12 protein-coding genes are annotated in these 13,757 nt (G+C 71.7%); 4 read left to right on the plus strand and 8 right to left on the minus strand.

Annotation, left to right across the window (positions count from 1 at the left end; genetic code table 11):
* Nucleotides 1-623: 623 nt before the first annotated feature.
* The 3 genes from RIU97_RS08310 to gcl all read right to left on the minus strand — a co-directional run bounded on the left by RIU97_RS08310 (nt 624) and on the right by gcl (nt 3,382).
* Nucleotides 624-1,052, minus strand: a complete 429-nt coding sequence (locus RIU97_RS08310) for an agmatine deiminase family protein (RefSeq protein ID WP_404954717.1) — start codon at nt 1,050-1,052, stop codon at nt 624-626.
* Nucleotides 1,053-1,083: 31 nt separating this feature from the next.
* The gene (locus tag RIU97_RS08315; RefSeq protein WP_404954719.1) at nt 1,084-1,338 is read right to left on the minus strand and encodes an agmatine deiminase family protein; all 255 of its coding nucleotides are present in this window, start codon (nt 1,336-1,338) and stop codon (nt 1,084-1,086) included.
* Between the two features lie 256 nt (nt 1,339-1,594).
* Nucleotides 1,595-3,382, minus strand: a complete 1,788-nt coding sequence (gene gcl / locus RIU97_RS08320; protein ID WP_404954722.1) for a glyoxylate carboligase — start codon at nt 3,380-3,382, stop codon at nt 1,595-1,597.
* A 267-nt stretch (nt 3,383-3,649) separates the two neighbouring features.
* Between gcl and RIU97_RS08325 the strand changes: the two genes are divergently transcribed.
* Together RIU97_RS08325 and RIU97_RS08330 are read left to right on the plus strand one after the other, a co-directional pair.
* Entirely contained in the window at nt 3,650-4,645 is a 996-nt protein-coding gene (locus RIU97_RS08325) for a hypothetical protein (RefSeq protein WP_404954724.1), read from the plus strand.
* Between the two features lie 128 nt (nt 4,646-4,773).
* On the plus strand, nt 4,774-5,262 hold the full coding sequence (locus tag RIU97_RS08330) for a glutathione peroxidase (protein ID WP_404954726.1): 489 nt from the start codon (nt 4,774-4,776) through the stop codon (nt 5,260-5,262).
* 138 nt (nt 5,263-5,400) lie between these two features.
* On the opposite strand, the gene RIU97_RS08335 is transcribed toward RIU97_RS08330, so the two are convergent.
* The 3 genes from RIU97_RS08335 to RIU97_RS08345 all read right to left on the minus strand — a co-directional run bounded on the left by RIU97_RS08335 (nt 5,401) and on the right by RIU97_RS08345 (nt 9,010).
* Entirely contained in the window at nt 5,401-7,092 is a 1,692-nt protein-coding gene (locus RIU97_RS08335) for an AMP-binding protein (protein WP_404954728.1), read from the minus strand.
* Between the two features lie 124 nt (nt 7,093-7,216).
* The gene (locus tag RIU97_RS08340) at nt 7,217-7,810 is read right to left on the minus strand and encodes an O-methyltransferase (RefSeq protein WP_404954730.1); all 594 of its coding nucleotides are present in this window, start codon (nt 7,808-7,810) and stop codon (nt 7,217-7,219) included.
* Nucleotides 7,811-7,876: 66 nt separating this feature from the next.
* On the minus strand, nt 7,877-9,010 hold the full coding sequence (locus RIU97_RS08345) for a winged helix DNA-binding domain-containing protein (protein ID WP_404954732.1): 1,134 nt from the start codon (nt 9,008-9,010) through the stop codon (nt 7,877-7,879).
* 154 nt (nt 9,011-9,164) lie between these two features.
* Here RIU97_RS08345 and RIU97_RS08350 point away from each other — a divergent pair, with 154 nt between their 5' ends.
* Complete coding sequence (locus tag RIU97_RS08350; protein ID WP_404954734.1) at nt 9,165-10,334, plus strand: magnesium and cobalt transport protein CorA; 1,170 nt, start codon at nt 9,165-9,167, stop codon at nt 10,332-10,334.
* A 57-nt stretch (nt 10,335-10,391) separates the two neighbouring features.
* Here the strand turns inward: RIU97_RS08350 and RIU97_RS08355 are convergent, their stop codons facing one another.
* Both RIU97_RS08355 and RIU97_RS08360 read right to left on the minus strand, forming a co-directional pair.
* Nucleotides 10,392-11,573 (minus strand): amidohydrolase family protein, encoded by a 1,182-nt coding sequence (locus tag RIU97_RS08355; RefSeq protein WP_404954736.1) that lies wholly within the window; start codon nt 11,571-11,573, stop codon nt 10,392-10,394.
* 13 nt (nt 11,574-11,586) lie between these two features.
* Nucleotides 11,587-12,318, minus strand: coding sequence for an MAB_1171c family putative transporter (locus RIU97_RS08360; protein ID WP_404962789.1), 732 nt, complete (start codon nt 12,316-12,318; stop codon nt 11,587-11,589).
* Nucleotides 12,319-12,511: 193 nt separating this feature from the next.
* Here RIU97_RS08360 and RIU97_RS08365 point away from each other — a divergent pair, with 193 nt between their 5' ends.
* Nucleotides 12,512-13,753 (plus strand): erythromycin esterase family protein, encoded by a 1,242-nt coding sequence (locus RIU97_RS08365; protein WP_404954738.1) that lies wholly within the window; start codon nt 12,512-12,514, stop codon nt 13,751-13,753.
* The last annotated feature ends 4 nt before the right edge of the window (nt 13,754-13,757 follow it).

Here is a 13,757-nt window from a genome sequence, read left to right on the forward strand (position 1 = left end):
CGACCCGTGGACCCGGATGAGGGGTGGTACGCGGCGAGGGCAGGACGAGGACCGTGGCGGGCGTGCGAGCCAGTGCGGTGGTAATGGGTTCCGAGGCCCGTCTCTTGACCTGAGGGAGACGAAGCCGGAGTTCTCGTCGCCGACCGCCACGGTCCCAGCCATCCTCTTCGTACAGGGGCTGCGCACAGAGCCCCCTGCACGCGGAGGAACCCACCTCCCCCCATACCCCGCCCGGCGGTGCGAACGTCCTGTCGCGCCAGCCTCGTACCGTCGGGCGGTAACAAACCAGAGCGCCGAGTCACGGACGGTCCCGTGACCCGGCGCTTTGCCGTTCCCGCCTTCCGGCCTTGTGGCCTTGTGGCCTTGCGGTCGTACGGCCTCCCGGCTACTGATCGCCCGGACCGTGCAGAAGTACGGGCTGCGGGTGAGCTCGGGGAGGCAGACCACGGTGGCTCCCTCGGCGGCGGCCAGGGCCACGCCCTCGCGGAGCCGGGCGTCGTGCTCGTTCTCATCGGCGTACCAGCGCATCTGGACGAGGCCGACGCGCAGGGGGACGCGCTCGGCGGGCTCGGTGCGGGCCGGGGAGCCGAGCGCGGAGCCGTAGGAGGTGAGGAGCGCGTAGCTCATGCCGTCAGGTCCTCGCGCTCCGGGTGGAGTTGCTGGGTGATGCAGTGGATACCGCCGCCGCCGTACGCGAGGGCCGGGGTCGGTACGCCGACCACCGTGCGGCCGGGGAGTGCGGAGGCGAGGACGGCGAGGTTGGCGCGCATCCGGGCGCAGTCGGGGTGGGCGGGGTCCTCGGGGAGGGAGACGACCACCTTGGCGGGGGCGACGTAGGCGGCGACCCCGTCCACGTGGCCGTCGGTCTCGGTGTCCTCAAGTCCGCCGTAGGGCAGCCAGATGACCTTCTCGACGCCGAGGCGGCGCTTCAGCTCGTCCTCGATGTCGGCGCGGCTCATGCGCGGGTTGCGGTTGGTGTGCAGCAGGCACTGCTCGGTGGTGATGAGGGTGCCCTCGCCGTCGACGGTGAGGGCACCGCCTTCGAGGGTCATGGAGGAGTGGACGCGGGGGGTGCGGAGCCGGTCAGGGAAGAGCGACGCGAGCCTGTCGTCGGCGGTCCAGGGGTAGTGCTTCTCGCCCCAAGGCGTTGAAGCGGAAGTCGACGCCGACCCGGTCGCCGTGCTCGTCGTAGGCGAAGATCGGGCCGGAGTCGCGCAGCCAGGAGTCGTCGGCCTGCAGTTCGAGGACCTCGATGCCGTGGCCGCCGGTGGTGTCGCCCGGGGCGGTTCCGCCGCACGCGGCGCGGGCCTCGTCGGCCAGGCCCGGCGCGGCGATCATGATCACGCGCTCGAAGCCGGCGATGGCGCGGGCAGGGCCTCAGCGAGCGCTGGCTGAGCGGCTCCCTGACCCTGGAGCGGGCCCGCGAGCTGCTGACGGGCGCGGTGGACGCGGAACTCGGCCCCGCACCCGCGTAGCGGTCGGGCCCTCGGACCCGGAACGACACCGGACGCGGAACGACCCCCGCTCCTCCTGGCGGAGGGGCGGGGGTCGCCGTGTACTGCGCGAGTTGCCGATCAGACCTTGAGGGCCTTGATCAGACCTTGAGGGCCTTGATCGCGGTCGGGGCGTGGCCCGGCTCGGTCGCGAGCTCCTCGAACTCGGTGACGTCGCTCATGTCGACCGTCTTGCTCATCGCGATGTTGGTGATGCGCTCCAGGATCGCCTCGACGACGACCGGAACCTGGAACTCCTGGGCCAGCTTCTTGGCCTCCTCGAAGGCCTCGCCCAGCTTGTCCGGGTCGGTGACGCGGATGGCCTTGACGCCCAGGCCCTCGGCGACCTTGACGTGGTCGACGCCGTAGACACCCAGCTCGGGGGTGTTGATGTTCTCGAACTCGAGGTTGACCTCGAAGTTGATGCCCAGGCCGCCCTGCGCCTGACGGATCAGACCCAGGTAGGCGTTGTTCACGAGGACGTGGACGTAGGGGACCTTGTGCTGCGCGGCGACCGCGAGCTCCTCGATCATGAACTGGAAGTCGTAGTCGCCCGAGAGCGCGACGATCGGGGTCTCCGGGTCCGCGGTGGCGGCACCGATGGCGGCCGGGATGGTCCAGCCCAGCGGGCCGGCCTGGCCGCAGTTGATCCAGTGGCGCGGCCGGTAGACGTGCAGGAACTGCGCGGCGGCGATCTGGGAGAGACCGATCGTCGTGACGTAGCGGGTCTCCGGGCCGAAGGCCTTGTTCATCTCCTCGTAGACGCGCTGCGGCTTCAGGGGAATGTTGTCGAAGTGCGTACGGCGCTGCAGGGTGGCCTTGCGCTCCTGCGCCGAGGCGGTCCAGGCGGAGAAGTCGGGCAGCTTGCCCTCGGCCTTGAGCTCCTTGGCGACCTCGATGAAGAGCTCCAGCGCGACCTTGGCGTCCGAGGCGATGCCGAAGTCCGGGGCGAAGATCTTGCCGAGCTGGGTGGGCTCGATGTCGACGTGGACGAACTTGCGGCCCTTGGTGTACGCGTCGAGGTTGTAACCGGTGTGACGGTTGGCCCAGCGGTTGCCGATGCCGAAGACGAAGTCCGACTCGAGGAACGTGGCGTTGCCGTAGCGGTGCGCGGTCTGCACACCGACCATGCCGGCGGCCAGCTCGTGGTCGTCCGGGATGATGCCCCAGCCCATCAGGGTGGAGATGACCGGGACGTTGACGAGCTCGGCGAACTCGACCAACAGGTCGGAGGCGTCGGCGTTGATGATGCCGCCACCGGCGACGATCAGCGGGCGCTCGGACTCCAGCAGGAACCGGATGGCCTTCTCGGCCTGGGCGCGGCTGGCCTGCGGCTTGTAGACCGGCAGCGGCGTGTAGGTCTCGGGGTCGAACTCGATCTCGGTCAGCTGGACGTCGATCGGCAGGTCGATGAGGACCGGGCCGGGGCGGCCGGAGCGCATCAGGTGGAAGGCCTCCTGGAACACGCCCGGGACCTGTGCGGCCTCCAGGACGGTCGTGGCCTTCTTGGTGACGGGCTTGGCGATCGAGGCGATGTCGACGGCCTGGAAGTCCTCCTTGTGGAGCTTCGAGACCGGAGCCTGACCGGTGATGCACAGGATCGGGATCGAGTCCGCGATCGCGGAGTACAGGCCGGTGATCATGTCGGTGCCGGCCGGGCCCGAGGTACCGATGCAGACACCGATGTTGCCCGCCTTGGCCCGCGTGTAGCCCTCGGCCATGTGCGAGGCGCCCTCGACGTGACGGGCCAGCGTGTGCGCGATACCGCCCACGTTCTTGAGCTCGCGGTAGAACGGGTTGATCGCAGCACCGGGCACGCCGAACGCTTGTTCGACACCCTCGAGCTTGAGGATCTCAACTGCAGCGGCGGCGGCTGTCATACGAGGCATCAGGTTCTCCTGCGGGTCTGGCGGTCAGGCTTTTCCGTCATCCGGAAGTTTTGTTCTGCTATACGGAACAAGCTAAGCGGCGGCTCCGTCGGCGTCAAGGCGATAAGGGACCCCGGAACCCACCAAAAGCCGCGTCTTGCTCGGTGAGTTGTACAAATGACCGATCAGGCGGCCCGGATCCCCCGGAAATGGCGCGCGCTCTCGCCCCCGCGGTCGCCGGTGGTGGAGCATGGACCTACGCACAGCGACGGAGGGGGTCCAGGTCTCATGGCGGAAGCGGTACCGGTGCGCTGCCCGGCGTGCCTGCGCGACAACGGCTACACGGCGCCGGTCTTTCCCTGCGCCTGCGGAAGCCCGGTGAATCCTCCGCTGGACCTGGCGGCGCCGCCGGTGCCGCTGACCCATCGCACCTGGTCGGACAGCTGGGTGGCGGTGCGGTGCACGGCCTGCGGACGGGAGAGCGAGTGGCCGCAGCCCGAGCTGGGATGCGGCTCCTGCGGGACGGTGGTGCGGATCCCGGTGCACCCGCTGGAGCGGGCGGACCCCGGGGACGGGGCCGGTGTGAGTGACGAGCCCGGGCCGGGGCAGGCCGGCGGCGGGGTACGGAGGGACGGCGCGGGCGCGGGTACGGGGCCGGCCGCCGCGGGTACGGGACGGGGCGCGGGTACGGGACGGGGCGCGGGTACGGGACCGGCCGCAGGTACGGGGCGGGGCGCGGGCCAGGGGCACCCGGACGACCGCCGCCGGTCCGGCGCCCGGCCGGATCCGCACGACGCGGGACCCGGGCCCGAGCCGCACGGCAAGGGGTCCCCCGACCGCCCCGCCGGCGGGCAGCCGGCTCACGCGCCGCTGCCGCCGCCCACGGCTCCGCTGCCGCGGCCCGCGTTCCGGCCGGTGACCATCCGTACGGCCCGCGACGCGGTGGCCACGGCCGCGCTCTACCTGCGCTGGCTCGGTTTCCAGGACGTACGGCAGCCCGACGCGCGCCCGATCCCCTCGGCGGCCGTGGACCTCCGGGCTCCGGGGCTGGTCGCCCAGGTGGACCCGACCACCGCGCCGGCCGGGCTGCGGGCGGTGGAGTGCGTCTGGCTGAACGGACTCACAGCTTCCGCGACCAGCGTCTACTTCGCCCTCGCCGGATACACGGAGGACGCCCGCACCCGCGCGGACGATCTCGGGATACCGCTGTTCGTGATGGACCTCACCGGCATGCCGCAGCCGGTCAACGACCCGGCGGACGAGCTGGTCGGATCGGGCGCCTAGGCCCTGTCCGGGGCGTCGGCGTGATCCGCAGGAGAGGCGCTTAAGCTCGTGGGCGTTACTTGCTTGCTTCCTTACCGCCTGCCGGCCGCCTGCCGCCGGCCGCCGCCCTTCCTGCCGAGGAGAGCCCGATGAGCCTGTACGACATCCCGCTGACCACCCTGTCCGACGAGCCCACGAGCCTGGCGGCGTACAAGGGCAGGGCGATCCTCCTGGTGAACACGGCCTCCCAGTGCGGGCTCACCCCTCAGTACTCGGGGCTGGCCCGTCTGCAGTTCAAGTACGAGGAGAAGGGCTTCACCGTCATCGGCGTGCCCTGCAACCAGTTCGGCGAGCAGGAGCCCGGCAACGCCGAGGACATCCAGACCTTCTGCGCGGCCGGTTTCGGCGTCACCTTCCCGATCCTGGAGAAGTCCGAGGTCAACGGCGAGAACCGGCACCCGCTGTACCAGGAGCTGGTGAAGACCCAGGACGCGGACGGCGAGGCGGGGGACATCCAGTGGAACTTCGAGAAGTTCCTGATCTCCCCGGACGGCGAGGTCGTCGCGCGCTTCCGCCCGCGTACCGAGCCCGAGGCCCCCGAGGTCGTCGCCGCGATCGAGGCGCACCTCCCGGCGTAGGGCCCCGGCCGCGGGTTCCCGTACGCGGTCGGGTTCCCGTACGCGGTCGGGTTCCCGTACGCGGTCGGGTTCCCGTACGCGGTCGGGTTCCCGTACGGGCTGCCGCGCGGGCCGCGCGGCAGCCCGTACCGGCTCGGCTCAGCCCAGGTCGGCCTCGTCGTACTCCCCCGTAGAGCCGGCCGCGGTGAGCTCCCGCAGCTCGACCCGGCGGATCTTGCCGGACACGGTCTTCGGGAGCTCGCCGAACTCGATGCGGCGGATCCGCTTGTACGGGGACAGCACCGCGCGGGAGTGCTCGAACAGCACCCGGGCCGTCTCCGGCCCGGGTTCCCAGCCGTCCGCGAGCGTGACGTACGCCTTCGGGACCGCGAGCCGCAGCGCGTCGGGGGCCGGTACGACGGCGGCCTCGGCGACCGCCTCGTGCTCCAGCAGGGCGCTCTCCAGCTCGAACGGGCTGATCTTGTAGTCGGAGGCCTTGAAGACGTCGTCGGAGCGCCCGACGTAGGTGAGGTACCCGTCGGCGTCGCGCGCGGCGATGTCGCCGGTGCGGTAGAGCCCGTCCGCCATGGCCTCGGCGGTGCGCTCCGGGTCGTCGCGGTAGCCGGTCGTCACGCCGGCGGGCCGGGCGCGCAGGTTCACGCAGATTTCGCCCTCGTCCGGGGACTCCTTTCCGGTGACGGGGTCCACCAGGACGATCTCGTAGCCGGGCGCCGGGCGGCCCATGGAGCCGGGCTTGACGGGCACCCCGGGGAAGTTGCCGACCTGGAGGGTGGTCTCGGTCTGGCCGAAGCCGTCGCGGATGGTGACGCCCCAGGCCTCGCGGACCTTCTCGATGACCTCAGGGTTGAGCGGCTCACCTGCGGCGACGGCCTCGCGCGGGGGCCTGGCCAGCTTGGTGAGGTCGGACTGGATCAGCATGCGCCACACGGTGGGCGGGGCGCAGAAGGTGGTCACGCCGTGCCGGTCCATCTCGGCCATCAGCCGCTGCGGGTCGAAGCGGGTGTAGTTGTGGACGAAGACGGTGGCGCCGGCGTTCCAGGGGGCGAACAGATTGGACCAGGCGTGCTTGGCCCAGCCGGGCGAGGCGATGTTGAGGTGCACGTCGCCGGGGCGCAGGCCGAGCCAGTACATGGTGGAGAGGTGCCCGATGGGGTACGAGGCGTGCGTGTGCTCGACGAGCTTGGGGCGGTCGGTGGTGCCGGAGGTGAAGTACAGCATCAGCGGGTCGGTGGCGAGGGTCTCCCCTCCGGGGGTGAAGGCGGTGTCCGCGGCCTCCATGTCCGCGAGCCGGCGCCAGCCCGCCGGGATCTGCTGCCCGGCGGCGATCCGGGTGTAGCCGCCCGGCACCTCGTCGAACTTGGCCGTGTCCTCGGCGCGCGCGATCACGTGGCGTACGAGGCCGCGCTCGACCCGGTCGCGCAGGTCGGCCGGGCCGAGCAGGGGGGTGGCGGGGATGACGACGGCGCGCAGCTTCATCGCGCCGAGCATCACCTCCCACAGTTCGCGCTGGTTGCCGAGCATGACGAGGATCCGGTCGCCCGGCGCGATGCCCTGCTCGCGCAGCCAGTTGGCGGCCGCGCCGGAGCGTGCGGCCAGCTCGGCGAAGGTGAGCGCCTCGCTGGTGCCGTCCTCCTCGACGATGCGCAGGGCGTCGGCGCCGTTCCCGGCGGCGATCTGGTCGAACCAGTCCAGGGCCCAGTTGAAGCGGCGGGGGCGGGGCCAGGTGAATCCGGTGTGGGCGGCCTCGTAGTCACCGCGGCGCTCCAGCAGGAAGTCCCGCGCGGCGAGGAACTGGGCGGTGGCGCTGTTCTGCGTACCTTCGGTCGTCATGGCAGGTATCGTGCCGCGTCCGCCGCACGGACCACCAGTGCGACGCCCGCGAGGAGTTGACCGCCGACGGCTGTACGGCCGGACGCCGGCGGGAACCGGTCGGCACCGGTCGGCGCCGGCCGGATCACCACCTGTGGCTCGGTGCCGTGCGCACGGCCATGAGGAGGCCGCTCGCCCAGGCCATGCGGACGGTACGGAAGTCCGCCCGCTCTTCGAGCTCGGTCAGCAGGCGATGGACCGAGGCGCCGTGACCCTCCGGCCAGCCGGGCTGCGGGAGGAGGTCGTCGATCAGGTACGTCCCGCCGGGGGCCACGAGCGCCAGGGTCCGTTCCAGGTGGGTGAACTTGCCGGGCCAGGTGTCCGCGAAGACCAGGTCGAACGGTTCCCCCTCGTACTCCTCCAGCCACGCGCCCCCGTCCCCCGCCACGAAGGCCGCCCGCGGATCGGAACGGAACTGCTCGCGGGCGACCTTCTGCACGGCCTCGTCCAGTTCGACCGTGACCAGGCGGGAGGCCGCGTCCATCCCGCTGAGGAGCCAGGCGGTTCCCGCGCCCACACCCGTACCGAGTTCGAGGATGCGGCCGCCGGGGCGGGTGGCCGCGAGCAGGGCCAGCAGGCTGCCGGTGCGCTCCTCGCAGGACAGGGTGAAGCCCGCTCGGCGCGCCGCGGCGCGCAGGGCCGGCAGGGCATCCGGGATCCGTCTCGGCATGTCGTCCATCCCGGGATCATGCGGCCGGCGCGCCCACCGTACAACTCCTTTTGAACTGCGCCCGTTTACCCGGGTTCACTCTCGACGGGTCACTCCGAAACGAACGGATGCCCCAGCGGCGGACCCGGCTCCCTCCCCGGCCCCCTCCCCCGCCCCCATTTCAAGGACCACCCGCTCCCCTTCGGCGACGATCTCCTCCTTCTGCTCCTTCGAGACCCGGCCGAACAGCTCGACGGTGAGCACCGTCCCCTCCAGCTTCCACAGGCCGGCGACGAACCCGTCGACGAGCAGGGTGCAGTGGGCCTGGTTCCCGGTCCAGGTACGTCCCTTGATCTCGGAGGCGACCACGCGGGTGCGGTCGGCGTGCGAGAGGAGGAGGTTGTCGAACTCCGGGAGGAAGCGGGGCGGCGCCGGGGTGTCCGGGTCGGGCCGGGGCGCGTCGGGGAGGTCGAAGAGCTCGACGCCGCTCTCGTCCCGGAAGACGACCAGGCCCGGCCGCAGCCGCTCGAAGGCCTCGCGCAGCCGGGTCAGTCCGGCCCAGATCTGCATGTCCTTGACGGAGGCGGGCCCGAAGGCGGCGAGGTAGCGCAGTACGACGTCGTCGACGGGCTGCGCCTCCCCGGCGGGCCGGCCGAGCCAGTTCTCGGCGGTGGTGAGCCGGACCTGCCCGCTGCGCCCCCACACCCCGCGCGGGGTGACCTGGACCAGCGGCAGCCGGCAGCGCGCGGCGACGGACAGGGACTGCGGGTCGGCGTCGGGCCACTCGCGCAGCAGCTCCTCGCGGATCTCGCCCATGGTGCGCGGCGCGCTCTCGACGAAGCCTCGGGCCCGTTCCGCCAGCCGGTCCAGATCCACTCCCACGAGCCCCTTCCGGAAGTAGTTGATCTCCCGGTCGCGGGCGGGCTGGACGAGGGGGCGCAGGGTCAGGGCGTCGTCCGCGGTGTGGGTGTGGATGGTGGAGCGCATGGTGACCATCCGGACCACCTCGCGGGACTCCATGAGCCCGGCCAGTTCGGCGGGCTTGAAGCCGGCGAGCCGGGCGTGGAGCTGGAAGTAGGGCGGCTTGACGTTCTGGGCCTGCAGTCCGAGCAGGTGGGTGACGGCGCCCTCCGCGGACATCTCGGCGCGGCTGAGCAGCAGCTGGCGGGCGAGCGTGGCACGGTTCAGGGCGCGGGTGCCGAGTACGGGATGCGTCGTCGTGGAGGCCATGACAACAAACTAACCCTCCTTGCGGACGGTTCCTGTCCGCAACTCCCGGGCCGAAACCCACCTCAGATCCCGCCCCTCGCCCCCGTGCCGCCGGTTTCCCCCGATACCCTGCCCCTTGCCCGCAATGAACACCCGTCACGGGAGCTGACCTGCGATGCCGGAGCGCCCAGACCGCCGCCCCTCGCCGCCACCCGCCGGGAAGCGCCCGCCCTGGCGCCGCACCGCCGCACCGGCCGCCGCGCCCCCGGCGGGTCCACCGGCCGCCCCGCAGCCCGCACCGCCGACTCCCACTCCCGCGAACCACCGCAGCGTGATCGACTCGGCCGTCTACCGCGACGGCCTCCGGGTCGCCTCCCCCACGACGCTGGCCGACACCTTCCGGCAGCTGCGCGAGGAGCCCGACGGGATGGCCTGGATCGGCCTCCACCGGCCCACGGAGCCCGAACTCCACTCCCTCGCCGCCGAGTTCAACCTTCACGAACTCGCCGTCGAGGACGCCCTGGAAGCCCACCAGCGCCCCAAGCTGGAGCGATACGGCGACACCCTCTTCGTCGTCCTGCGCGCCGCCCGCTACCTCGACGCCCAGGAGGAGGTCGACTTCAGCGAGCTCCACATCTTCGTCGGCCCGGACTTCCTGATCACGGTCCGCCACGGGGGCGCCCCGGACCTCTCCTCCGTCCGCCGCCGCATGGAGGAGAACCCGGAACTCCTCTCGCTCGGCCCGGAGGCCGCCCTGTACGCCATCCTCGACGCGGTGGTCGACGGCTACGCCCCGGTCGTCGAGGGTGTCCAGACCGACATCGACGAAATCGAGACGGAGGTCTTCCGCGGCGACCCGGCGGTCTCCCGCCGCATCTACGAACTCTCCCGCGAAATGGTCGAGTTCCAGCGCGCCACCCGCCCCCTGGTCGGCATGCTCCACAACCTGATGGCCGGCTTCGCGAAGTACGGCACGGACGAGGAACTCCAGCGCTACCTGCGCGACGTCGCCGACCACGTCACGCACACCAGCGAACGCGTGGACGGCTTCCGCCAGGCCCTCACCGACATCCTGACGGTCAACGCCACCCTGGTCTCCCAACAACAGAACGCCGAAATGCGCGCCCTCGCCGAAGCCGGCTTCGAACAGAACGAGGAGATCAAGAAGATCTCCTCGTGGGCCGCCATCCTCTTCGCCCCCACCCTGGTCGGCACCATCTACGGCATGAACTTCGAGGACATGCCGGAGCTGAAGTGGGCCGGCGGCTACCCCTTCGCAATCCTGCTGATGGCAGTGGTCTGCGTCAGCCTGTACGTCATCTTCAAGAAGCGCGACTGGCTGTAGAAGTCAGCCGACCCCTCACGCACCAACGGGGGTCACCGGCAGCGGCACGGTAGCCCGTCAGGCATGCACGCGGCCATCCGCCATCACCAGCCGAACGCGGCGCAGCGCCTGGAGATCGCCCAGGGGATCACCCTCGACGACCAGGAGGTCCGCGCGGAGGCCGGGGAGCAGGCGCCCCGTGACCTCCCCCAGCCCGAGTGCCTCCGCCGCCTCGCAGGTGGCCAGGTCGACGATCTCCTCCGAGGTGCAGCCCAGATGGGCGAAGAACTCGAGACTGGACACGAAGTCATCGAAGACCGCCCGGCTCACGCCCGCGTCCGTGCCGGTGAGCAGCCGCACCCCGCGCTCGCGCATGCGGCGGATCCCGCCGAACATCTCCTCCGCGCGCTGGTGTCCGAAGCGCTCGGCGAAGCCGCGCCAGTCGGGGCTGGCCGCCGGACAGACCCCGATTCCCCGGGCGGCGATCTCGTCGACGACGTCGTCGAGGAGCCGGAAGCCATCCTGGTCGATCCACGTGCAGTGCTCGATCGTGCTCACCCCGGCCTCCACCGCCGCGACGATGCCTGCGGTGCCGTGCGCATGCGCCGCCACCGGGAGGCCGGCACTCGCCGCCTCCTGCACGATGATCCGGAGCTCCTCGGCCGTGAACTGGGGCGCCCAGATCGGCGGCCCGCCCTTGGTGATGCCCCCGCCCGTGGCCATCACCTTGACGAGGTCCGTGCCCCGCTCCACGTTGCGGCGGACCAGCGCCCTGGCGGCGTCCTCGCCGGACACCTCTCCGCCCAGGAACCAGCAGTGTCCGCCGGGTCCCGTCACAGGAGTGCCGGCCGCCAGGACACGGGGTCCGGCCAACCGTCCCGCCCTGACGGCGTCGCGGAACTCCGTCACCAGTCCGTTCCGGTCGCCGAGGTCCCGCACTGTGGTGACTCCGGCGTTCAGCAGACCGAGCGCCCGCTCCGCAATGCCTTTGGCCACCGTCGCATCGTCCGCCTCCCGCAGCGCCGCGACCGGATCGGGCCCCGCGTTCAGAACGAGGTGGACGTGCGCGTCGACGAGCCCCGGCAGCAGCGTGCCGTCGGGGTAGTCGTGACGGAGAATGCCCGCGGGGGCACGGGACTCCACCTCGTGGCGCGGTCCGGTGTCCGCGATGACGCCGTTTCGCACCAGCACGGCACCGTCCGCCAGGACCTGGCCGTGCGGTCCGATCACCACGCGCCGGGCCGAGATCAGGGTGTCCATCACCACTCCTCGTTCAGCATTGCGCTGTCAGAGCTTCGGAGAGCCGGATCACTTGCCGTACATCGCTCTCCAGTCTGTCCTCGCCCTCGCCCTCGCCCTCGCCGGGCAGGGCGACCGGAACGGCCTGGGAGGGCGCATCCTCTCCGGAGGCGTACCCCCGCAGCGCGGTCCTTAGCTGGCGCGCCGCGACCTCGGGCGTGAGCGGTGCCTCGGCGTCGGCCGTGGCCGCCTCCAGCGCCAGATAGGGACTGATCCGGACGAGCCCGTCCCGGCACTCGATGACACGCCGGTAGTAGCGCCGGTGCACGCCCCGCGGACTCAGCACGTCCCAGCGGCGACCACCCCCGGTGCGTTTGAGTGCGTCCTCCGGGAACGCCAGGTGCAGAGCCTCCCAGAGAGGGGCCGGCCTGTGGTAAACGCGGCCGTGGTGCCACCACAGACGGATGCTGGCCCAGCGCGTCACCAGCCCCGGGTAGACCACGCCCGCCACGAAGAGGGGGATCGCGAGGTCGAGCAGAAGCTTCGCGTCGGTGACCACCGGGTGGGGCACACCGCCGCCGAGCAGGCGCACGAGCGTCACGCACTCCCGTACCGCCGAGGCCAGCACCATGCCCGCCAGCGCGGCGGCCACCATCCGCAGCCCGGTCGCCAACGGCCGGCTCGCCAGCCGCGCGCCCTCGTCGACTCCGGAGTCTTCCTCTACGGCACGCCCGGGAACATCGCCGCACAGCTGGCCGAATACGATCGGGCGGGGTGGACGAAGTTGTCGTCAACGTCGCGGGAGTGTATTCCGAGCATGGCCGACCGGACGCCGTACGGGACCTCCAGGAGATCCTCGAGGCCTGCCGGGAGGCAAGTAACTGACCCGTGAACGGGTGCGAGAGGCCGGGGCACGCCCACGTGCCGTCCTGCCGCACGCGGGAAGGAGAGGCAAGACGGTGCCCGACGACATCGCCCTATGGCTGAACGAGCACGCCAACCCCTTGAGCACCCTGACCCCCGGCGCGCCCGTGGAGGATCTGAAGCCCCTGGGCGAGGCCCTGCGGGGGACACGGATCGTCGGTCTGGGCGAATCCACCCACGGCACGGGCGAGTTCTTCCGGCTGAAGCACCGCATCGTGGAGTTCCTGGTCCGTGAGGAGGGGTTCACCACCCTCGCCATGGAGGCCAGCCAGTCCGCCGCCCGCGCGCTCGACGCGTACGTCCGGTACGGCACGGGCGCCCCCGAACGGCTCGTCGTCCGGCTGGGTTTCTGGACCTGGCGCACCCGCGAGATGGTCGACCTCGTCGAGTGGCTGCGCGCCCACAACCGCGACCTGCCCGAAGAGCGCCGGGTCCGCTTCGTGGGAACGGACCCCCAGCTCTGCGCCGACTCGGTCGAGGCCGTCACCGCCTTCCTGCGCCGGACGGCGCCCGATCAGGCCGGGCGCATGGGCGCCTTGGACGTACTGGCCCGGGCCCGCCCGGGCTCGCTTCCGGACCCGGACAAGGCCCTGATGCGGCGCGCCGAGGAGATCGCCCGCCTCGTCGCGGACCACGTCGAACGGTCGGGTCCAGGCGACGACGCCGACGAGGCTCTGGAACACGCGCGCATCCTGGTCCGCGCCGCCGACCTGGTGACCCGGCCCTTCGCGGCCTCGGCCGGCGAGGACGGCGTGTACGCCGCGCGTGACCGCTACATGGCCGAGGCCGTCGCACGGCTCGTGGACGACGACCCCGAGGCGCGCGTCATGGTCTGGGCACACAACGGGCACATCGCGAAGGGCACGTACGGGGACCAGGTGCCGGCCCTCGGCAGCAGACTCCGCGAACGGTACGGCGACGCCTACTACGCGTTGGCCCTCCTCTTCGGCAAGGGCTCCTTTCTGGCCCGCCGCGGCAATGATCTTCGGCGCCCGCCGGCCCGCCACCGCATCGGCACCGGCCTCCGCTCCCTGGAGGCCAGACTCACGCACGCCGTACCCGGCGACTACTACGCGGACCTCCGCGCCGCGGGTTCCCCCGCCGACGCCGCGCCCTGGCTGCACGCCCCCCACGCGCAGCGCAGCTTCGGCGCCAACGTCCAACGCTTCTTCTACCGCTTGAACACCGCCCCGCTCGTCCCGGCCGAGGACTACGACGGCATCGCGTTCGTAGCCCGCTCGACCTGCTCCCACCTGCTGCCCCCGGCGGAAGACTGAGGTT

Origin of the sequence: Streptomyces sp. 147326 (genome assembly GCF_045000215.1) — a bacterium.
Taxonomy (GTDB): domain Bacteria; phylum Actinomycetota; class Actinomycetes; order Streptomycetales; family Streptomycetaceae; genus Streptomyces.